Origin of the sequence: Enterobacter cloacae complex sp. SHL020, from assembly GCF_049236945.1 — a bacterium.
Classification (GTDB): Bacteria; Pseudomonadota; Gammaproteobacteria; order Enterobacterales; family Enterobacteriaceae; genus Enterobacter; species Enterobacter dykesii.
On the sequence record NZ_JBMKJF010000015.1, the window covers coordinates 1 to 19,951 of the forward strand.

Consider the following 19,951-nt stretch of genomic DNA (forward strand, 5'->3'; position numbering starts at 1 on the left):
GAACTCAGAAGTGAAACGCCGTAGCGCCGATGGTAGTGTGGGGTCTCCCCATGTGAGAGTAGGGAACTGCCAGGCATCAAATTTAGCGTGCTGATATGGCTCAGTTGGTAGAGCGCACCCTTGGTAAGGGTGAGGTCCCCAGTTCGACTCTGGGTATCAGCACCACTTTATACTTAGGTTAAAGTTCGGCAAGAAGTAAAAGAATTTGTCTGGCGGCTTTAGCGCGGTGGTCCCACCTGACCCCATGCCGAACTCAGAAGTGAAACGCCGTAGCGCCGATGGTAGTGTGGGGTCTCCCCATGTGAGAGTAGGGAACTGCCAGACATCAAATAAGTGAGAAGGCCATCCGAAAGGATGGCCTTTTTGCGTTTATGCGCCGAAAAAAACGGTAGGCCGGGTAAGGCGAAGCCTCCACCCGGCAGAGCAAACAACTAATGAATCACCTGCGACAGGAATGCTCGCGTGCGTTCTGACTTTGGATGCGCAAAGAACTCATCCGGCGGTGCCTGCTCAACAATCTCACCGCGGTCCATAAAGATCACCCGGTCGGCCACGGTTCGCGCAAACCCCATCTCATGCGTCACACAGAGCATGGTCATGCCGGATTGTGCCAGCCCAATCATGGTGTCCAGAACCTCTTTCACCATTTCCGGATCGAGGGCAGATGTCGGTTCATCAAACAGCATAATTTTCGGTTTCATACACAGCGAACGGGCGATAGCCACACGCTGCTGTTGGCCACCCGATATCTGGCCAGGGAATTTATTGGCATGCTCTGCGATACGTACACGCTCCAGGTAGTGCATTGCCAACGCCTCTGCTTCCTTTTTCGGCATCTTTCGTACCCAAATCGGCGCAAGCGTACAGTTCTGCAGAACGGTCAGGTGCGGAAACAGATTAAAGTGTTGAAATACCATTCCTACTTCCTGACGTACGCGTTCGATATTGCGGATATCTTCATTCAGCTCGATACCATCAACCACAATGCGTCCTTGCTGATGTTCTTCAAGATGATTAATACAGCGAATGGTTGTGGATTTTCCGGAGCCAGAAGGGCCGCAAAGGACGATGCGTTCTCCCTGCTTTACCTTAAGATTAATGTCCCTCAGGACATGAAATTGTCCGTACCATTTATTCACATTTTCCAGCGTAATCATCGCGTCGGCGGGTGTCATAGTTATTTGGCTCATAATTTCCTCAGTGCGGTGTACGCCCGGTGTTAAAGCGCTTTTCCAGATGCTGGCTGTAGCGCGACATGCTAAAACAAAAGATCCAGTAGATCAGGGCAGCAAAGACATATCCTTCGGTGGACATGCCCAGCCAGACAGGGTCAACGGTTGCCTGTTGCACGCTGCTAAAGAGATCGAACAATCCGATAATGATCACCAGGCTGGTATCCTTGAAGAGGGCAATGATCGTGTTGACCAGACCCGGAATGACCAGCTTGAGTGCTTGTGGAAGAATGACCAGTCCCTGCGTTTTCCAGTAACCGAGAGCCAATGATTCCGCCGCTTCGTACTGGCCTTTAGGCAACGCCTGCAGACCACCACGTACAACTTCAGCGACATAGGCGGACTGGAAGAGAATCACCCCCACCAGGGCACGGATCAGCTTGTCGATGGTTGTTCCTTCTGCCATAAACAGCGGCAGCATGACCGACGACATAAACAACACGGTGATAAGCGGTACGCCGCGCCAGAACTCAATGAAGATAACGGAGAGCACGCGGACGATCGGCATTTTTGAACGCCGTCCCAGGGCCAGTAAAATCCCCCACGGTAAAGCACCGGCTATCCCCACTGAAGCGATAATCAGCGTTAGCGTCAGCCCGCCCCACTGGCGCGTTTCAACGCGTTCCAGTCCCAGGAAACCACCATACAACAGTACCCAGACAATAATCGGATAAACCACTGCCCAGCCGGCAATATAGCGTCCACGACGAGGAAGCTTTTTCCAGAACATGGCCGCGACAGAGAGCAGGCCGATAACCAGCGCCAGATTAATCCGCCAGCGCTGTTCGTGCGGATACAATCCATACATGAACTGGCCGAAGCGCTCATGAATAAACACCCAGCAGGCACCGGCTTTAGTGCAGTCTGCTCGGGTTGAACCGACCCAGTTGGCCTGTAAAAACGCCCAGTTCAGCAGGGGAGGAATCAACTCCCACATGAGCCACAGGCAGACAATCGTCAGCAGGCTATTACTCCAGCTGGAGAACAGATTCTTACGCGCCCAGAGAATGAAACGTCCACCTGTCGAGTTGGCAGGGCGCGAGGAGTGCGACAGTATCGCTTTTGTCATCATAGATCCTTAGCGCTCGACCAGTGCTATACGGCGGTTATAAAGGTTCATCAGCAGTGAAATCACCAGGCTGATGATCAGATAGACAGACATCGTGATGGCGATGGTTTCAATGGCTTGTCCGGTCTGGTTCAGCACGGTTCCGGCGAAGAGTGACACCATATCCGGGTAACCAATCGCAGCGGCCAGAGACGAGTTTTTGACAATATTAAGATACTGGCTGGTCAGGGGGGGAATGATGACCCGTAAAGCCTGCGGAATAATGACCTGGCGAAGCGTCACGGTATGGGGTAATCCCAGCGAGCGCGCCGCCTCGTGCTGCCCATAAGGAACGGCCTGGATCCCCGCACGGATAATCTCTGCGATAAACGCGGAGGTATAAATCGACAGCGCCAGCGTCAGGGCTGCCAGCTCGGGAATTAATACCATCCCGCCCTGAAAGTTAAAGCCCCGCAGATGTGGAATGTCCCAGTGCAGCGCTGCCCCAAACAGCCAGTGCGCAATTAGCGGCAGGCTAACGATCAGGACAACTGCCGTGGGCCAGGTTCTACGAAGCTGACCGGTTTTGACCTGATGCTTGCGGTTAAAACGGAATACCCCCGCAGAGAGCGCAAGCGCTATCACAATTGCGCCGATAAAAGCGTACAGTCCTTCACCCGGCTGAGGAGAAGGAATGGACAACCCTCGGTTACTGAGGAAAAACAGCTCAAACGCGTCGACGGCCTGACGGGGACCGGGAAGATTACGCAGTACGGCGAAATACCAGAAGAAGATCTGCAGGAGCGGGGGGATATTACGGAACGTCTCGATATAAACGGTCGACAGTTTCCGCAGGAGCCAGTTTTCAGAAAGACGCGCCAGGCCAATAAAGAAGCCCAGTATCGACGCGAAGACGATACAAAGCGCCGATACCAACAACGTATTCAGTAAACCGACCACAAACACGCGTCCGTACGTGTCACCTTCCTGGTAATCAATAAGGTGCTGAACAATACCAAACCCCGCGCTGCGATCTAAAAACGCAAAACCGGAGGTAATGCCGCGGTTATTCAGGTTGGTGATGGTGTTATGGATCAGATACACGGCGATGAGAACAACCGCAACAATAGCAATAATCTGGAATAGCCAGGCGCGGACCGCGGGATGAGAAAAGGATAGCGATCCTTTTACGGCTGAGCGGCGATGGGACATAAAGAAACCTCAGTAACCATGACTCTGGAGTGGGCACTGCCGGAGCAGTGCCCGTTACAGCTATGACTTAACGTACCGGTGGCGCGTACTGAATACCGCCGTTGTTCCAGAGATTGTTCTGGCCGCGTTTGATCTTCAGCGGGCTTTCCGATCCCACGTTGCGCTCAAAGATCTCAGAGTAGTTGCCCACCTGTTTGATGATGTTGTAGGCCCACTTGTTATCCAGCTTCAGATCCTTGCCGAAATCACCTTCTGTACCCAGCAGGTGTGCCATATCCGGGTTGGATGGCTTAGCAGCTTTCTCATCAACGTTTTTCGAGTTGATGCCCATCTCTTCTGCGTTCAGCATGGCAAACAGCGTCCAGCGAACGATAGAGAACCAGTCTTCATCGCCACGACGTACCACCGGTCCGAGAGGTTCTTTGGAGATCACTTCAGGCAGAACAATCCACTCTGCCGGATTGCTCAGCTTAATACGTAAGGCATACAGCTGTGACTGGTCAGAGGCCAGCGTGTCGCAACGGCCGGACTCCAGCGCTTTGGCCGACTCATCCGAGCGGTCGAATGTCACCGGGGTGTATTTCATGTTGTTTGCTTTGAAATAATCCGCGACGTTCAGCTCGGTATCGGTGCCCGCCTGAATACAAACGGTGGCGCCATCCAGCTCTTTGGCGCTTTTCAGGCCCGCTTTATTGTGGGTCAGGAAGCCGATGCCGTCATAATAGGTCACGCCCGTGAATGACATCCCCATGCCTGCATCACGGGAGGACGTCCAGGTGGTATTACGGGAGAGCATGTCGACCTCGCCGGACTGCAGCGCCGTAAAGCGTTCTTTCGCCGTCAGCGGGGTATATTTTACTTTGCTGTCATCGCCAAAAACGGCGGCTGCCACGCCACGGCAGACATCCACATCAATACCGGTAAATTTGCCGTTCGCATCGGCATAAGAAAAGCCAGGCAAACCGTCACTGATACCACATTGAACAAAACCTTTCTTTTTAACGGCATCCAGTGTCGTTCCCGCATGGGCTTGACCGGCTACGGCAAACAACATGCCTGCAGCGGCCAGGCTGGCTATCATCGTCTTTTTCATAATGCATCCTGTGTGGCGTAATTTATCGTTATAGAGGCGTTTTTAAACGCTTAACCTGTCTGTGGCTTTGGCCAACGTTTATAAAGCAAACGTAATGCCAGTTTTGCGTTCGACAAAATAAGAGACGAGTGAACGCTTAATGCTGAGTGTAGACAGGCTTAAATAAAACGAGCGCCCCGAAACGGTGCGAAATTACAACCTGCGCCACAAATTGGAGCAAAAGTTATGCGTCGGGTCAGGAAAAAGAAGAGATAGTTTTCAGCGTGAATATTGGCAGGGTGTTCAATAATATTAATGTGTGAAAATCATCACGATAGAATAAGTAATTTGAATGAGTATGCGAAAAAGTTGTGACTGACTTCAGGCTTAGATTAATTATGTGAATAAATACGGAGCTATTTTTTTACTTATTTGAAAATACTGCACTCATTAAAAGCAAAAGCGCGGCCAGAGCCGCGCTTTCTCAACAGATGTTACTTCGTCAGGGCAACAATACCCAGCGTCAAACCCGCTACTGCGGCAGCACCGCCGGCGATCGCACCCGCAGTTTCCCAGTTATCCTGGGTGGTGCCTTTCATACAGGTATTGGTATGAACCAGTCGGCCCTGGTCATCGTAAACCGGTACACATGGAGAGTCGTGTGCGCAACCAGCCAGCAGCGCAGCGAGAAGTGCAACGGAAATGAATTTTTTCATGATGTTACCTCAGTATTATTTCTCATCCGCTATAAAGCCAGGAGGGCTATTAACGAACTGGAGGTTATTTTACCACCGGGGTAAGTCCTCGTTACACGAGGAATAATCTCAAATTATGTAGTTTGTAAAAATCGTGGAGAAAAGTCGGTTTCAGGAGGAATTAATGGAGGCATTATGGAGCTGCAAGAGACTGTTCTTACTTAATGCAAATCATCATGCTCTTAATACTGCCTTTCTGCAAAACCTAATTCGTTGTTTATGTTAAAAATAAAAAAGGCACCAGAGGTGCCTTTTCAGGGAAACATTAATCTTTAGGATGAGTAAACCTTCGCCGAACAACCACAAAGAAAACGGGCACGAAGAAAATCGCCAGAAGCGTTGCGGAAAGCATTCCCCCCATAACGCCCGTACCGACGGCGTTTTGCGCGCCGCTCCCGGCCCCCGAGCTGATCACCAGCGGCATGACGCCAAGGATAAAGGCCAGGGACGTCATCAGGATCGGTCGAAGGCGCATCCTGGAAGCTTCCAGAGTGGCTTCAATAATGCCTTTACCTTCTTTATCCATCAGGTCTTTAGCAAATTCGACGATCAGGATGGCGTTTTTCGCCGATAAACCAATCGTCGTCAGCAGGCCGACCTGGAAATAGACGTCGTTGTTTAACCCGCGCAGCGACGCTGCGAGAAGAGCCCCAATGACCCCCAGTGGCACAACCAGCATGACGGAGAACGGAATGGACCAGCTTTCATACAGTGCAGCCAGGCACAGGAACACCACGATCAGTGAAATGGCGTACAGTGCAGGCGCCTGGTTACCCGAGAGCCGTTCCTGATAAGACATCCCCGTCCAGTCATAGCCGATGCCGGAAGGCAGTTTTGCCGCGAGACTTTCCATCATAGCCATGGCCTCACCGGTACTTTTACCCGGGGCTGATTCACCCAGGATCTCCATAGAGGGCATCCCGTTATAGCGCTCCAGACGAGGTGAACCGTACACCCAGCGAGCGTTGCTGAAGGCGGAGAACGGGACCATTTCCCCATTCGCGCTGCGCACGTAAAGGTTGTTAATATCTCCCGGCAACATACGGAATTTTGCGTCGGCCTGGACGTAGACCTTTTTCACGCGCCCATGATCGATAAAGTCGTTAACATAGGTGCCCCCTAAGGCCGTCGAAATCGTCTGATTGACGTCAGAAAGGCTGACGCCCAGCGCCTGCGCTTTCTCCTGATCGACATCCAGCTTGAACTGAGGCGTATCTTCAAGACCGTTAGGGCGCACGCGAACCAGCAGGTCAGGGTGCTCATGCACCATGCTGAGCAGTTGGTTACGCGCCTGCGTCAGCTGGGTATGCCCAAGGTTAGCCTGATCGATCAATTCAAAATCGAAGCCCGTGGCGGTACCCAGTTCGATAATTGCAGGCAGGTTAAACGGGAACACGAGGCCATCTGTAATTTGACTGAAGGCTTTCGTCGCGCGACCCACAATGGCTTCAACGCCGTTTTCCGACCCCGGACGCTCCTCCCAGGGCTTAAGGCTGACGAAGGCTATACCGGAGTTCTGGCCCTGGCCGCTAAAGCTAAAGCCGTTTACGGTAAAGACGGATTCAACGTTCGCTTTCTCTTTGTTCAGATAGTAGTCCTGAACCTGATCGAGGACCTGCTGAGTACGCGTCTGGGTTGCACCCGCCGGGAGTTGAACCATCGTCATAAACACCCCCTGATCCTCTTCGGGCAGGAAGGAGGTGGGCAAGCGCAGGAAGAACACCGCCATCCCACCGACGATAATGACGTACACCGCCAGATAGCGCCCTGTCTTACGCAAAATCCCGCTCACGCTGTTGCTGTAGTGCTCCACGCTTTTATCGAAGAGCGCATTAAACCAGCCGAAGAAGCCACCTTTTTTCTCATGATGGTCGCCGGATACGGGCTTAAGCAACGTTGCGCAGAGTGCGGGCGTCAGGATTAACGCAACCAGTACGGACAACGCCATCGCGGAAACGATAGTCAGCGAGAACTGGCGATAGATCGCCCCCGTCGAGCCGCCAAAAAAGGCCATCGGAATAAAGACCGCCGAGAGCACCATGGCGATCCCCACCAGTGCGCCCTGGATCTGCTCCATCGACTTCTGCGTGGCCTCTTTCGGCGGCAGTTTGTCCTCGACCATGACGCGCTCGACGTTCTCAACGACCACGATAGCGTCATCGACCAGCAGACCAATCGCCAGCACCATGCCGAACATCGTCAGGGTATTAATGGAAAAACCGAACGCCGCCAGAACCGCAAAGGTACCCAGCAGAACAACCGGTACCGCGATAGTCGGGATGAGCGTTGCCCGCAGGTTTTGCAGAAACAGGTACATGACCAGGAAGACGAGAACGATCGCTTCAAACAGGGTCTTCACCACTTCGTGGATGGAGATTTTCACAAAAGGGGTGGTGTCATAGGGATAGACCACTTTCAGCCCCTGCGGGAAGAACTGCTGCAGTTGCGCCAGCTTGCTCTTAATGGCTGCCGCGGTGTCCAGCGCATTTGCCCCGGTTGCCAGCTTAATCCCCAGGCCGGTTGCCGCCTGCCCGTTGATTTTAGTGACCATGTTGTAGTTTTCGCCACCCAACTCAATGCGAGCCACGTCCTTTAGATGCACCATCGAGCCGTCCAGGTTCACCTTGAGCGTCACGCGACCAAACTCCTCCGGTGATTTCAGGCGGGTTTGCGCGATGATTGAGGCATTGAGCTGCTGCCCGGGGATGGACGGCGTTCCGCCCAGCTGGCCTGCAGCTATCTGGTCGTTCTGCGTTTTCAGCTGGTTGATAATATCCTGCGGCGTCAGCTGGTATTTGTTCATCGCGTTGTTGTCGAGCCAGATGCGCATCGCATACTGAGCGCCAAACAGCTGAACGTCACCGACGCCAGACGTTCGGCTGATGGCATCTTTGACGTTCGAAGCGACATAGTCAGAGATGTCATTCTGCGTGAGATTCTTGTTGTCTGAAACAAAGCCGGCGACCAGCAGGAAGCTGCTGCTGGATTTCTCAACGCCAATCCCTTGCTGCTGTACCTCTTGCGGCAGCAGTGGCATGGCGAGCTGCAGCTTGTTCTGCACCTGTACCTGGGCGATATCCGGATCGGTTCCTGACTCGAAGGTCAGGGTGATGGTGACGTTACCCGCTGAATCGCTGGTGGAGGACATATACATCAGGTTATCGATACCGTTCATGTTCTGTTCGATAACCTGTGTCACGGTATCCTGCACCGTTTGAGCGTCCGCTCCCGGGTAGGTCGCGGATATCGCCACGGCGGGAGGAGCAATGGTCGGATACTGTGCGACGGGAAGTTTGAGAATGGCCAGCCCGCCTGCAATCATCAAAATGATGGCAAGCACCCAGGCGAAAACCGGTCTCTGAATAAAGAAATTAGCCATGTCGTCGTCCCTTAACCGGCTGGCGTCGTGGTGATATCCGGCGTGGCGACGACGGTTACCCCCGGCCTGACTTTCTGTAGCCCGCTGACAATCACGCGGTCACCGTTTTTCAGCCCTTCCGTCACCAGCCAGCGATCGCCAATTGCCTGAGGGGCCACGACGGTTCGCGGCTCAACCTGGTTTTTATCGTTCACCACCAGCACGGTTGCATCGCCTCGCGGTGTACGGGTTATGCCCTGCTGTGGTACCAGAATCGCATCCGGCTGGGTGCCTTCATCAATGCGGGCGCGAACGAACATACCGGGTAACAACAGATGCTGAGGGTTCCGGAAAATGGCGCGCAGGGTAATCGATCCGGTACTTTCATCGACCGTGACGTCAGAGAACTGCAATGTGCCTTTTAGCGGGTAGGGCTGCCCGTTCTCCATCAGCAGCTCAACGTTGCTGGCGATATCACCTTTTTGCAGGCTCGTCTGTTTCAGGCGCATAAAATCATTACTGGACTGGGTGACATCAACATAAATCGGATCGAGCAGCTGAACCGTTGCCAGCGCTGCGGCTTGCCCGTTCGTCACCAGCGCCCCTTCTGTCACGCTGGATTTTCCGATACGACCATCAACCGGAGAGGTCACTTTGGTGTAGGCAAGGTTGATACGTGCGCTTTCAACACCCGCTTTTGCTGCAACCACGCTGGCATCTGCCTGCTGAGCCGTCGCCACGGCCTGGTCATACTCCTGCTTACTGACATACTGGGTGCCTACCAGCGGGAGATAACGTTTCACCGTCAGGTGCGCAATATTGGCCGCCGCCTGAGCCTTCGCCAGCTCACCCTTCGCGCTGTCATAGGCGGCCTGATAGGGCGCAGGATCAATCTGGTAAAGTGACTCGCCCGCTTTTACATCGCTACCCTCCGCGAAGTTACGGTGCAGGATAATGCCGCTAACCTGAGGACGAACCTCCGCAACGCGAAATGCATCTGTTCTGCCCGGGAGTTCAGTGGTGACAGCCAGAGGCGCGCTTTTCACAATATGCACGCTGACCTGGGGCGCCTGCAGATGCTGTTGTTGATTTTCCTGATCATCGCATCCAGTGAGCAGTACCGCGCAGACAATGAAACCGGATAAGGGCAAGCGTCTGAAATGATTCGTCATTACTGTTCCTTTAAATACCCATTAACCGATATATGCTGCGAATCGGTAGCAGGGGCAGAGGGATAAAAATAAAATGTAGCTGCGTATAATAATGAGGGTATTTAATGTTTTTTAATTTATAAGTGCGAATGACCATGCTTGTAGAAGAAAATCAGAATAAGACCGGCTCCATTCTGGGATATAGTTCAGGTATGTTAATCCGGTAAATGAGTTTAATATTTTATAATTATTCATTTCGTCAATTTAATTGATTGGATGTATCTGTATTAATTATAAATCCAGAGGGGTGACTTTTTTTGTGCAAAATTAAAACGGATTTTAGTGAATACTTACATTTGCATGAACGCAATATGACCTTTAAACCTTGTGAGTAACGAGTAGTTGCCTATGGCGCGTAAAAAGAAAGAAGAGGCTCAACAAACCCGGCAGCGGCTGATTGAGGCGGCTATCGGACAGTTTGCCACGCGTGGCGTAGCCAGCACGACGCTGACGGATATCGCTGATGCCGCTAAGGTGACGCGCGGCGCGATCTACTGGCACTTCACCAGTAAATCTGAAATATTTAATGCCATCTGGGAACAACAATTACCGCTTCGCGACATGATTCACGACAGGCTTTCCCTTTCCGATAGTGACGATCCATTGTTAAAACTTCGTGAGCAATTTATTACTGCGCTGCAATATATTGCCCATGAACCCCGGCAATGTGCGCTTTTACAAATTCTGTATCATAAGTGTGAATTTAGCAGCGATATGATTTCTGAGCGTGAAATCAGAAAGCGTATCGGGTTCAACGATGACACGCTACGTACCGCGCTGGAAACCTGTATTTCGCGGAACATCATTTCGCCACAGGTGAATGTAGATCTCACATTAATTGTATTCCACGGTTTTTTTAGCGGAATAATTAAAAACTGGTTAATGAATAACGACAGTTTTAATCTTTATCAGCAGGCTCCCGCTCTGGTAGATAGCATACTGGCGACACTCCCGGTTATTCGCGTGTCGCCGGATGATGCTTACTGCTCAGCGCCAGGTAACATTTCCCTGCGGGCACAAAGTGCTTCTATGGTCTGCGCGCTGACGGGTTTACCTAGCAGATAACCCTGAAGGGTGTTACAGCCCAGCTCGGTCAAAAAGGCTTGTTGCGCTTCGGTTTCCACACCTTCTGCCACGACTTTCAGGTTAAGTGTTTTAGCGAGGGCCACAATCGCTGAGACAATAGTGGCATCCTCGCTCTCGCCGCTGAGCTCTTGCACAAACGCCCTGTCGATTTTTAGCTCGCAGGCCGGTAAGCGCTTGAGGTACAGCAGGCTCGAATATCCGGTGCCAAAATCATCAATGGAGGCCTTCACCCCCGCATTCGTCAGCTCTGTCAGCACCCGTACGCTCTCATCCGGGTTGCTCATCGCCGTGGTTTCCGTCACTTCGAGGATCAACATTTCCGGTGGCACCTGATGAAGTGCCAGGCAGTCGAGAACCGTTTTAACCAGCGAAGGTTGTTCGAACTGCAGTGTCGACAGGTTTACCGCCATTGACCAGCTTTGATGTCCCTGAAGATGCCATTCCCGCAGCTGGCGACAGGCTTCATTAATCACCCAGTTGCCAATGGGGACGATTAGCCCCGTTTTTTCCGCCAGCGGCAGAAAAAGGTCCGGCGTCAGTAACCCCTGCTTAGGATGCTGCCAGCGCAATAACGCCTCGAATCCGAGGACCGGGCCCACCGGGGCGTGAAATTTTGGCTGATACAGCAGGCGCAGCTCATTGCGATCGATCGCCATCCACAGATCGTTCATTAACTGGAGATGGGTCTGCGCCAGGGTGTTCATGGAGGGCTGGAAAAAGTGGTAACCGTTACGGCCCATATGCTTCGTGTGATACATCGCCGCGTCGGCGTTAAACATCAGCTCACGCTCGGTTTTTCCGTCGTGAGGGTACAGCGCAATACCTATGCTGAGGGTCACCACCAGTTCATAGGGGCTGAGATTGAACGGGCTATCGATCGCGCGCACCAGCGAATTCGCCAGCGATGCCGCGTCGTCCGGACCTTCTCCCTCTGCCAGCAGAACAAACTCATCACCGCCGATACGTGCAAGGGTAAATTGGCCTTTCAGAAGCAGCAGCAGACGCTGCGTAACGGCGACCAGCAGCCTGTCACCGACATCATGGCCGTAGGCATCATTGATGGCTTTGAAGCCGTCAAGATCCATGAACATCAGGGCAAAGTGGTTCCCTTCACGATCGGCTTTGCTGATGGCCTGATCGAGTCTGTCTTCCAGCAGGATACGGTTGGGCAGGCGCGTCAGGGTATCGTGTAGCGCCAGTTGAGCGAGTTCTCGGTTAGCTTCTGCCAGCGACGAGGCCAGAAGAGCGGTGCGTGCCTGAAGGCGGGCATCCAGCATCGACACCAGCAGGGTGATCCCAAGAATAGAGAGCGCGACGACGCTGACCAGCACCGCCAGCCAGCTCCCGTTGATACCCTCATGGTGAACCATTGTGGACATCGGAAACTGCGCCGCTTTCATCCCGGCATAGTGCATACCGGCAATGGCAATACCCATCGTGATGGCGGCACCCATGCGCATCAGCACGACCTGGGCGGCTTCGCGACGCAGGCGGAAGGTCAGCCATAATGCCGCGAGCGAAGCGGCAAGCGCAATCACGACCGAAATGGCCACCCACATCTTGTCCCAGATAATCCCGGGCATCACTTCCAGCGCCGCCATGCCGGTGTAATGCATAGCAACAATACCGCTCCCCATCACCAGCGCGCCGGGCAGCAGTCGGCGCAGGCGTAGTTGCTCGCAGCTCACGAGCCATAGCGCAAACAGCGACGAACCTACGGCAATGACCATGGATAGCACCGTCAGGGTGGCGTTGTAGCTCATGCTCATGGAGAGGTCCATCGCCAGCATGCCGATAAAATGCATGGCCCACACGCCGATGCCCATAGCAATACCGCCGCCAGCAAGCCAGACGCGGGCAGCGACGCCCTGACTCCCGGCGACGCGTGCAGCCATGTTCAGCGCGGTATACGCAGCAAGGATGGCAACAACAAAGGAGAGGACGACAAGGATAGGGTTGTATTGGCTGACCAGCATGGACGGTTCTACTCGAGTGTGGGGTTACGCTAGAGCGGTTGAGAAGGGCGAGACATTATCACCGTCAGGTAATGGCTCAAAGGGATTTAAATCCCCGTTTTTAGTGGGTAATAACGGGGTGATTTGCGCAATCGGGCGGTTAGTCGAGCTCTGAGCAGTTCACGAGTTTCAGCGGATTGACGGAGTTCATATTGCGACACTTATCGGTTTCGGTGCTCATCAGTTCAATCCACTGCATCAGGAGTGTATCGAAAATGAGAACGGAGATTGCAAAGACAACCAGCCACCAGTATTTACGAATCATTGTGTCATTCCGCGAGAAAATCGCCAGTAAGGTGGGGGAAATATACACGAAAAACCGGGGTTGAAAAGCGGGAGACGCGAAGGTTTACAATGCGTTGACAGAGAAGCGCAGGTAATAAAAAAGGCGCTTCCCCATGCCGAAGAGCGCCTTTTTAAACAAGCATTTAACTGATTAGTATCAGTTCATGCCGTATTTTTTCAGTTTCTTACGCAGAGTACCACGGTTGATACCCATCATCAGCGCAGCGCGGGTTTGGTTACCGCGGGTGTATTGCATCACCATGTCCAACAGTGGCTGTTCAACTTCAGCCAGTACCAGCTCATACAGGTCATTAACATCCTGACCGTTCAGTTGAGCAAAATAGTTCTTCAGTGCCTGTTTAACCGAGTCACGCAGGGGCTTTTGAGTTACCTGGTCCTGAGAGTTAACGGTAGAAACGGTCAGTACGTCAGAATTTACGCGTTGTTCGAACATAGTTCTGTCAGCTCTTTATTTCATTACGCAAGATTTTCGAAGTATGCCTCCAACGCCTCCAGCTGTACGCTGGCATCCTCTATGGCGTTGAATGTGCGCCGAAACTGGTCATCTGGAGCGTGCTCCTGGAGATACCAGGAGACGTGTTTACGCGCAATTCGGTACCCTTTTGCCTGACCGTAGTGGTCATGCAGTTCCCGAACATGCGAGCAAAGCAAGCGCTTAACCTCTGCCAGAGGCAGCGGGGCAAGCAGCTCCCCAGTGTCCAGATAATGCTGGATTTCCCGGAAGATCCAGGGTCTTCCCTGAGCTGCACGTCCTATCATCAGAGCATCAGCTCCCGTATAGTCGAGTACAGCCCTGGCTTTAAGCGGGTCAGTTATGTCGCCATTCGCGATAATCGGAATGGAAACTTTCTGCTTAACTGCCCGAATGCTGTCGTATTCAGCTTCACCGTTGAACAAACAGGCGCGAGTGCGTCCATGGATGGTCAGGGCCTGAATGCCACAGTCTTCGGCCAGTTGGGCAATCTCTACACAGTTACGGTGTTCCGGCGACCAACCCGTGCGAATCTTCAACGTAACAGGAACGTCCACCGCGCTGACAACCGCCGTCAGGATAGCTTTCACCTGGTCGGGGTATTGCAGAAGGGCTGAACCTGCAAGCTTGCGATTCACCTTTTTGGCCGGGCACCCCATATTGATATCAATAATCTGGGCACCACTTTCCACGTTAATCCGCGCGGCATCTGCCATCTCTTCAGGCACGCTTCCGGCAATTTGCACGGTGCGAATACCTGGTTCATCAACGTGCACCATCCGAAGGCGGGATTTATCGCTTTCCCAAACCTGCGGGTTAGACGACATCATCTCGGATACGGTTAAACCGGCTCCCATCTCATAGCACAGCGTCCTGAACGGCCGGTCTGTAATACCTGCCATTGGGGCTGCGATCAGGCGATTTCTAAGCTGGTGGTGTCCGATGCGCATGAGTTAAGAAATGACCATACTGTGACTGCAAGGCGGCGTATATTACGCATTTTTTGCACGAGATGAAAGGCCAAACTTTGAACAATCCACTGTTGTAGATCAAGGAATCGCCGCCCAATCTTTCCGTTCAAAATTATTCATTATTTAAATCATTAAGTTATATGATAATGGTTATTTTATGGACGCTTACAATTTCCCGTAACTTCTCATCATTTCTGAATAAATGCCCAGGTGAAGCGGGATAATCTGCTGTTTTTAGCAGCAGATTTCCCTACTTCTTTGCGATCTGCGTCGCATTTTAGAACATGATCGTTATGCGAAAAATGTGTGTTATTCGACCACGACGCGCCCATGCAGCGACTGTACCGGACGGTTATTATCGTGATGCATCGTCTGGGTGAATCTGGCCAGCTGTTCTGCAGAAACCGTCAGGGGCTGTTTAAGCACAATCCAGGTGACGCCTTCTGAACACGGTGGGGTGGTCAGTGAACCGCTAAAGCGCCAGTACGTTTTATCTTTCGGCAGCAGTTTGTTCAGGTGGAGATCCTGTTTGATGGAGACGTTCTGCTCGGCCTGCTGAGGCATAACGCGCCATAGCTTTTCAAGCTCCGGGTTTACGGCCCCTTTATCAAACATGACCGCCACCACCGTCAGTTCCCCGCCGGCATTTTTATGAACCAGATGCATTTCCATCGCGTACCTCTTGCCATGCACGGTGTTTTCGCTCGGCGCGTGGAAATGGAACTGCTGTAACGTCCAGGTTTGCTTATCAAGAGTAAGGGTATCTCGGGTGTTCGCCTGTTCACTTGCCTGAATGGTATGGCCATTGTTTGTCAGCGTAACAGGGCCATCAACGTAGTGGGTTTGTAGCGGGGAGAGATGGGCGTTAGTGGTGGAATCAATATTAATGGGAGACTGGTTCATTCCGCTTTGACAGGTCTTGTATGCCTCGTCCATCTCGCTCCAATGTTCCGGTGAACCTTCCCCTTCGTAGCTCCAGTGTGATGCGAATGCTGAAGCCGAGATCATGCTCAGCGCCAGCAGCGCTGCCTTGCCTGTAACCTGTGTCATCATATTCTTCCGGTGAATTTTTGTAATACAAATCAACATGATTTGTAGGGTTATTTTACCGAAGAATGACCGGGGGAGAGAGGATTATCAGAGGGGGAGAGGCGTGGTCAGATGACCACGCCAGATTCTTATTTTTTACGGCCGGTGATGCGGCACCACTCTTCTTTTTCTACTACCGGGTCGAGGGCAAAGAGATCGGCGTAGGCTTCACACACGCTGTCGGCCTGGCTCGCCAGGATACCGGAAAGACCCAGCAGACCGCCCTCAACGGGCAGCACGCTGATTAACGGAGCCAGTTCGCGCAGCGGGCCCGCCAGAATGTTAGCGACCACCACATCGGCTTTCATGGCGTCTGGCTGTGCATCCGGCAGATACAGCTCCAGACGATCGGAGACACCGTTACGCTCGGCATTATCGCGGCTGGCCTGAATCGCCTGCGGATCGATATCGATCCCGATGGCTTTTGCCGCGCCCAGCTTCAGGGCTGCAATCGCGAGGATCCCGGATCCACAGCCGAAGTCGATCACTGTCTTACCGTCCAGATCCAGACCATCCAGCCACTGCAGGCACAGAGATGTGGTTGGGTGAGTGCCGGTACCAAACGCCAGGCCCGGGTCGAGCATTACGTTGACTGCGCTTTCATCAGGGACGTCGCGCCAGCTCGGGCAGATCCACAGACGTTTGCCGAACTGCATCGGGTGGAAGTTATCCATCCACTCGCGTTCCCAGTCTTTGTCTTCCAGCTGTTCGATTTTATGCACGAAACCCGCGCCCAGCAGAGGATGATTCTCCAGAATCGCGACAACCTCTTTCATATCGGTTTCGGCATCAAACAGGCCAATAACGTCGGTATCACCCCACAGGCGGGTTTCGCCCGGCAGCGGCTCAAAGACCGGCGTGTCATGCGTGTCCTGGAAGGTGATAGAGACCGACCCGGCCTCCATCAGCGCATCGCTCAGCTCTTCGGCGTTCGTGCCGGTTGTGTTCAGTTTTAGTTGGATCCACGGCATGGCAAAACTCTTTATTTATCAGTAGAAATCATAGCGGGTTGTGGGACGGGCTGACCGAAACGGTTCCCCACCACAAACGCCAGTAAACTTAGCAGTAACGAAGGCACAATTGGATGGAAGCCCAGGTACTGAATCTTAAACGTTGCGAGGACGGCGTAAAGCACGCCGCCGACAATCATCGCGCTCAGCGCACCGGCGGCATTCGCGCGCTCCCAGTAGAGCCCTAACACCAGCGGCCACAGGAATACCGCTTCAAGCCCACCAAATGCCAGCAGGTTCAGCCAGATGATCATCTCCGGCGGGCGCCACGCGGCTAACAGCAGCAATGCCCCTAACGCCAGAGTAATAACGGCCGACATGCGCTTCAGGCGTCGTTCATTCTCTACCTGCTCAGGACGCAGGTTCAGATAGAGATCTTTAATGATCGTAGCGGAACTTTGCAGCAGCTGAGCGTTGATTGTCGACATAATGGCGGCCATCGGTGCGGCGAGGAAGATCCCGGCGGCAAATGGCGGCAGCACTTTAACCATCAGGGTTGGGATAACCAGATCGGGTACGGTAAGGTCAGGAATAACTGCCCGACCTAACGCGCCCGCCAGGTGCATACCAAACATCAGGATTGCGACAACGATAGTGCCGATAATGATACCTCTGTGCACGGCTTTGCTGTCTTTGTAAGAGATACAGCGCACGGCGGTATGCGGCAGGCCAATCACCCCAAAGCACACCAACACCCAGAACGAGGTCATAAAGGTTGGCGAAAGGATGTCATCCGCGCCCTGCGGAGAGACCAGTTTCGGGTCGATGGTTTCCAGCGTTTCGACGGCGTGGCTCAGGCCACCCGCGGCGTGGACGATGCCGACCAGCAGGACAAGAGTGCCAACAAGCATTACCAAACCCTGCATCGTATCGTTCAGCACGCTGGCGCGGAATCCGCCAAACGCGGTGTAGAGCGCAATGCTGACGCCGAAGATAATCAGGCCTGTCTCGTAGGGGATCCCGGCAGCCGTTTCCAGCAGGCGTGCCCCGCCGATAAACTGCACCGTCATTGCGCCAATAAAGGCCACCAGCAGGCTTAAGCTGGCCAGCCACACCAGTAAACGGCTCTGATAGCGGGCAAACAGCATATCGTTGAGCGTCACGGCATTATAACGGCGCGCCAGAATGGCAAATTTTTTACCCAGTATGCCCAGCGAGAGCCAGACGGCAGGAAGCTGGATCATCGCCAGCAGCACCCAGCCTAACCCGTATTTATAGGCTGCACCGGGTCCGCCGATAAACGAGCTGGCGCTGATGTAGGTCGCGGTCAGCGTCATGGCCAGCACGACGCCGCCCATCGAGCGGCTACCCAGAAAATACTCGTTCAGGAAGGTGCCCGTCGTTCTTTTACGCATGGCGTAAACGGATAAACCAAACACCACTAACAGGTAAGCGATAAGCGGCAGAATGACTTCAAGCTGCATCATCGTCCTCCAGCGGAATATCGCGATAGATGAATTTCACCATTGCCCAGCACAGCAGGATGAAGACCAGCGGTACCAGCAGACACGCCATTTCGAACCAGTGCGGCAGGCCGGTGATGCCAATAGCGGAGTCAGGTAAGTAAGCAGTTACTAACCATGCAGCGAGATAGAGAAGGGTCAGCCACAGCGCCCAGCGCGCTTCTTTATGGGCCTGAACAAAACGTTTGTCCATTTTTTGTCCCTTGTGGATGAAGAAAGCGGGGATTGTACATGATGGGGCCTGGCGATCCCCAGAAATAAAAAAGGCCGGATTATCCGGCCTTTTAGCAACACAGGTCTCTTACTTCTCGTTCAGACCGAGTTTTTTCTCCAGATAGTGGATATTAGTTCCACCATTCTGGAAGTGCTCGTCGCTCATGATACGCATCTGCAGATCGACGTTGGTTTTGATACCGTCGATGATCAGTTCCTGCAGGGCGTTTTTCATGCGGGCAATCGCCACGTCACGGTTTTCGCCGTAGCAGATAAGCTTGCCGATCATTGAGTCATAGTACGGCGGTACGGTGTAACCGGCGTAGATATGAGACTCCCAGCGCACGCCAAAGCCACCCGGCGCGTGGAAACGCGTGATTTTACCCGGGCTTGGCAGGAAGGTGTTCGGGTCTTCGGCGTTAATACGGCACTCTACCGCATGGCCTTTCACCACAACTTCTTCCTGCTTGATGGACAGCGGCTGGCCTGCAGCGATACGCAGCTGTTCTTTGATCAGGTCAACGCCGGTGATCATTTCGGTAACCGGGTGTTCAACCTGAATACGGGTGTTCATTTCGATGAAATAGAACTCGCCGTTCTCGAACAGGAACTCAAAGGTACCTGCACCGCGATAGCCGATATCGACACACGCTTTGGAACAACGCTCGCCGATGTAGCGACGCAGTTCCGGGGTAATGCCCGGTGCTGGTGCTTCTTCGACCACTTTCTGGTGACGACGCTGCATGGAGCAGTCACGTTCTGCCAGATAGATCGCGTTACCCTGACCGTCAGCCAGCACCTGAATTTCGATGTGGCGTGGGTTTTCCAGGTATTTTTCCATGTACACCATGTCATTGCTGAAAGCGGCTTTCGCTTCTGCTTTGGTCATGGAGATGGACTGCGCCAGTTCAGCATCGCTACGCACAACGCGCATACCGCGACCGCCGCCGCCGCCGGACGCCTTGATGATAACCGGATAGCCAATGCGTTTAGCATGAGCACGGTTAGCATCCATGTCGTCGGTCAGAGGGCCGTCAGAGCCAGGTACGGTTGGAACACCGGCTTTTTTCATCGCGGTGATTGCAGACACTTTGTCGCCCATCAGGCGGATAGTGTCGGCTTTCGGGCCGATGAAGATGAAGCCAGAGCGTTCAACCTGCTCAGCAAAGTTGGCGTTCTCAGAGAGGAAGCCGTAACCCGGATGAATTGCCACCGCGCCGGTGATTTCAGCGGCGCTGATGATAGCCGGGATGTTCAGATAGCTTTTTACGGACGGAGCCGGGCCAATACAGACCGTCTCATCCGCCAGCAATACGTGTTTTAAATCGCGATCCGCGCTTGAGTGCACAGCGACGGTCTTGATGCCCAGTTCTTTACAGGCACGAAGAATACGCAGTGCGATCTCGCCGCGGTTGGCGATAACAATTTTATCCAGCAT

General features: G+C 53.2%; 17 protein-coding genes, 1 tRNA gene and 2 rRNA genes. 4 read left to right on the plus strand and 16 right to left on the minus strand.

Annotated elements, in window-relative coordinates; genetic code table 11:
• The 3 genes from rrf (ACOTZB_RS22005) to rrf (ACOTZB_RS22015) all read left to right on the plus strand — a co-directional run.
• A 5S ribosomal RNA gene (gene rrf / locus ACOTZB_RS22005) occupies window positions 1-75 on the plus strand; the annotation flags it as partial.
• 14 nt (window positions 76-89) lie between these two features.
• Window positions 90-165, plus strand: a tRNA-Thr gene (locus ACOTZB_RS22010).
• A 43-nt stretch (window positions 166-208) separates the two neighbouring features.
• Window positions 209-324 (plus strand): 5S ribosomal RNA (gene rrf, locus ACOTZB_RS22015).
• 107 nt (window positions 325-431) lie between these two features.
• Here rrf (ACOTZB_RS22015) and ACOTZB_RS22020 read toward each other — a convergent pair.
• From ACOTZB_RS22020 to ACOTZB_RS22050, 7 genes are all read right to left on the minus strand, one after another.
• Complete coding sequence (locus tag ACOTZB_RS22020; RefSeq protein WP_023309440.1) at window positions 432-1,190, minus strand: amino acid ABC transporter ATP-binding protein; 759 nt, start codon at window positions 1,188-1,190, stop codon at window positions 432-434.
• Between the two features lie 7 nt (window positions 1,191-1,197).
• Window positions 1,198-2,301, minus strand: coding sequence for an amino acid ABC transporter permease (locus tag ACOTZB_RS22025; RefSeq protein WP_421628531.1), 1,104 nt, complete (start codon window positions 2,299-2,301; stop codon window positions 1,198-1,200).
• A gap of 9 nt (window positions 2,302-2,310) precedes the next feature.
• On the minus strand, window positions 2,311-3,492 hold the full coding sequence (locus ACOTZB_RS22030) for an amino acid ABC transporter permease (RefSeq protein ID WP_047650970.1): 1,182 nt from the start codon (window positions 3,490-3,492) through the stop codon (window positions 2,311-2,313).
• A gap of 67 nt (window positions 3,493-3,559) precedes the next feature.
• On the minus strand, window positions 3,560-4,585 hold the full coding sequence (locus ACOTZB_RS22035) for an amino acid ABC transporter substrate-binding protein (protein ID WP_024906309.1): 1,026 nt from the start codon (window positions 4,583-4,585) through the stop codon (window positions 3,560-3,562).
• 473 nt (window positions 4,586-5,058) lie between these two features.
• The gene (locus tag ACOTZB_RS22040) at window positions 5,059-5,280 is read right to left on the minus strand and encodes a lipoprotein (RefSeq protein WP_421628513.1); all 222 of its coding nucleotides are present in this window, start codon (window positions 5,278-5,280) and stop codon (window positions 5,059-5,061) included.
• Window positions 5,281-5,584: 304 nt separating this feature from the next.
• Window positions 5,585-8,698 (minus strand): efflux RND transporter permease subunit, encoded by a 3,114-nt coding sequence (locus ACOTZB_RS22045; RefSeq protein ID WP_421628514.1) that lies wholly within the window; start codon window positions 8,696-8,698, stop codon window positions 5,585-5,587.
• Between the two features lie 11 nt (window positions 8,699-8,709).
• Window positions 8,710-9,849: an efflux RND transporter periplasmic adaptor subunit gene (locus ACOTZB_RS22050; RefSeq protein WP_421628515.1), complete on the minus strand. Its 1,140-nt coding sequence runs from the start codon at window positions 9,847-9,849 to the stop codon at window positions 8,710-8,712.
• A gap of 387 nt (window positions 9,850-10,236) precedes the next feature.
• Here ACOTZB_RS22050 and envR point away from each other — a divergent pair, with 387 nt between their 5' ends.
• Window positions 10,237-10,953 (plus strand): acrEF/envCD operon transcriptional regulator, encoded by a 717-nt coding sequence (gene envR, locus ACOTZB_RS22055; RefSeq protein ID WP_421628516.1) that lies wholly within the window; start codon window positions 10,237-10,239, stop codon window positions 10,951-10,953.
• Here envR and ACOTZB_RS22060 read toward each other — a convergent pair.
• From ACOTZB_RS22060 to accC, 9 genes are all read right to left on the minus strand, one after another.
• Window positions 10,869-12,950: a putative bifunctional diguanylate cyclase/phosphodiesterase gene (locus ACOTZB_RS22060; protein WP_421628517.1), complete on the minus strand. Its 2,082-nt coding sequence runs from the start codon at window positions 12,948-12,950 to the stop codon at window positions 10,869-10,871. The two genes, envR and ACOTZB_RS22060, sit on opposite strands and share 85 nt — an antisense overlap.
• A 139-nt stretch (window positions 12,951-13,089) precedes the next feature.
• The gene (locus tag ACOTZB_RS22065) at window positions 13,090-13,254 is read right to left on the minus strand and encodes a DUF2556 family protein (RefSeq protein ID WP_023309432.1); all 165 of its coding nucleotides are present in this window, start codon (window positions 13,252-13,254) and stop codon (window positions 13,090-13,092) included.
• Between the two features lie 177 nt (window positions 13,255-13,431).
• Complete coding sequence (fis, locus tag ACOTZB_RS22070; protein WP_000462905.1) at window positions 13,432-13,728, minus strand: DNA-binding transcriptional regulator Fis; 297 nt, start codon at window positions 13,726-13,728, stop codon at window positions 13,432-13,434.
• A 23-nt stretch (window positions 13,729-13,751) separates the two neighbouring features.
• Window positions 13,752-14,717, minus strand: a complete 966-nt coding sequence (dusB, locus tag ACOTZB_RS22075; protein ID WP_023309409.1) for a tRNA dihydrouridine synthase DusB — start codon at window positions 14,715-14,717, stop codon at window positions 13,752-13,754.
• A 330-nt stretch (window positions 14,718-15,047) separates the two neighbouring features.
• The gene (locus ACOTZB_RS22080) at window positions 15,048-15,788 is read right to left on the minus strand and encodes a carbonic anhydrase (RefSeq protein WP_421628532.1); all 741 of its coding nucleotides are present in this window, start codon (window positions 15,786-15,788) and stop codon (window positions 15,048-15,050) included.
• A gap of 128 nt (window positions 15,789-15,916) precedes the next feature.
• Window positions 15,917-16,798 (minus strand): 50S ribosomal protein L11 methyltransferase, encoded by an 882-nt coding sequence (prmA, locus tag ACOTZB_RS22085; RefSeq protein WP_421628518.1) that lies wholly within the window; start codon window positions 16,796-16,798, stop codon window positions 15,917-15,919.
• 11 nt (window positions 16,799-16,809) lie between these two features.
• Window positions 16,810-18,261, minus strand: coding sequence for a sodium/pantothenate symporter (gene panF / locus ACOTZB_RS22090; RefSeq protein WP_047650963.1), 1,452 nt, complete (start codon window positions 18,259-18,261; stop codon window positions 16,810-16,812).
• The gene (locus tag ACOTZB_RS22095) at window positions 18,251-18,493 is read right to left on the minus strand and encodes a YhdT family protein (RefSeq protein ID WP_006178860.1); all 243 of its coding nucleotides are present in this window, start codon (window positions 18,491-18,493) and stop codon (window positions 18,251-18,253) included. Before ACOTZB_RS22095 ends, panF begins: the two co-directional genes overlap by 11 nt.
• A gap of 108 nt (window positions 18,494-18,601) precedes the next feature.
• Window positions 18,602-19,951 carry an acetyl-CoA carboxylase biotin carboxylase subunit gene (accC, locus tag ACOTZB_RS22100; RefSeq protein ID WP_023333644.1) on the minus strand — a complete coding sequence of 450 codons (1,350 nt, stop codon included), beginning with the start codon at window positions 19,949-19,951 and terminating at the stop codon, window positions 18,602-18,604.

What these genes read in the sequence shown, in the direction of transcription:
- ACOTZB_RS22050 (WP_421628515.1), bottom strand. Translation starts at nt 9,849, where the DNA reads ATGACGAATCATTTCAGACGCTTGCCCTTATCCGGTTTCATTGTCTGC.
- ACOTZB_RS22045 (WP_421628514.1), bottom strand. Translation starts at nt 8,698, where the DNA reads ATGGCTAATTTCTTTATTCAGAGACCGGTTTTCGCCTGGGTGCTTGCC.
- panF (WP_047650963.1), bottom strand. Translation starts at nt 18,261, where the DNA reads ATGCAGCTTGAAGTCATTCTGCCGCTTATCGCTTACCTGTTAGTGGTG.
- ACOTZB_RS22025 (WP_421628531.1), bottom strand. Translation starts at nt 2,301, where the DNA reads ATGACAAAAGCGATACTGTCGCACTCCTCGCGCCCTGCCAACTCGACA.
- ACOTZB_RS22065 (WP_023309432.1), bottom strand. Translation starts at nt 13,254, where the DNA reads ATGATTCGTAAATACTGGTGGCTGGTTGTCTTTGCAATCTCCGTTCTC.
- ACOTZB_RS22020 (WP_023309440.1), bottom strand. Translation starts at nt 1,190, where the DNA reads ATGAGCCAAATAACTATGACACCCGCCGACGCGATGATTACGCTGGAA.
- ACOTZB_RS22060 (WP_421628517.1), bottom strand. Translation starts at nt 12,950, where the DNA reads ATGCTGGTCAGCCAATACAACCCTATCCTTGTCGTCCTCTCCTTTGTT.
- ACOTZB_RS22040 (WP_421628513.1), bottom strand. Translation starts at nt 5,280, where the DNA reads ATGAAAAAATTCATTTCCGTTGCACTTCTCGCTGCGCTGCTGGCTGGT.
- ACOTZB_RS22095 (WP_006178860.1), bottom strand. Translation starts at nt 18,493, where the DNA reads ATGGACAAACGTTTTGTTCAGGCCCATAAAGAAGCGCGCTGGGCGCTG.
- envR (WP_421628516.1), top strand. Translation starts at nt 10,237, where the DNA reads ATGGCGCGTAAAAAGAAAGAAGAGGCTCAACAAACCCGGCAGCGGCTG.
- ACOTZB_RS22080 (WP_421628532.1), bottom strand. Translation starts at nt 15,788, where the DNA reads ATGACACAGGTTACAGGCAAGGCAGCGCTGCTGGCGCTGAGCATGATC.
- prmA (WP_421628518.1), bottom strand. Translation starts at nt 16,798, where the DNA reads ATGCCGTGGATCCAACTAAAACTGAACACAACCGGCACGAACGCCGAA.
- accC (WP_023333644.1), bottom strand. Translation starts at nt 19,951, where the DNA reads ATGCTGGATAAAATTGTTATCGCCAACCGCGGCGAGATCGCACTGCGT.
- fis (WP_000462905.1), bottom strand. Translation starts at nt 13,728, where the DNA reads ATGTTCGAACAACGCGTAAATTCTGACGTACTGACCGTTTCTACCGTT.
- dusB (WP_023309409.1), bottom strand. Translation starts at nt 14,717, where the DNA reads ATGCGCATCGGACACCACCAGCTTAGAAATCGCCTGATCGCAGCCCCA.
- ACOTZB_RS22030 (WP_047650970.1), bottom strand. Translation starts at nt 3,492, where the DNA reads ATGTCCCATCGCCGCTCAGCCGTAAAAGGATCGCTATCCTTTTCTCAT.
- ACOTZB_RS22035 (WP_024906309.1), bottom strand. Translation starts at nt 4,585, where the DNA reads ATGAAAAAGACGATGATAGCCAGCCTGGCCGCTGCAGGCATGTTGTTT.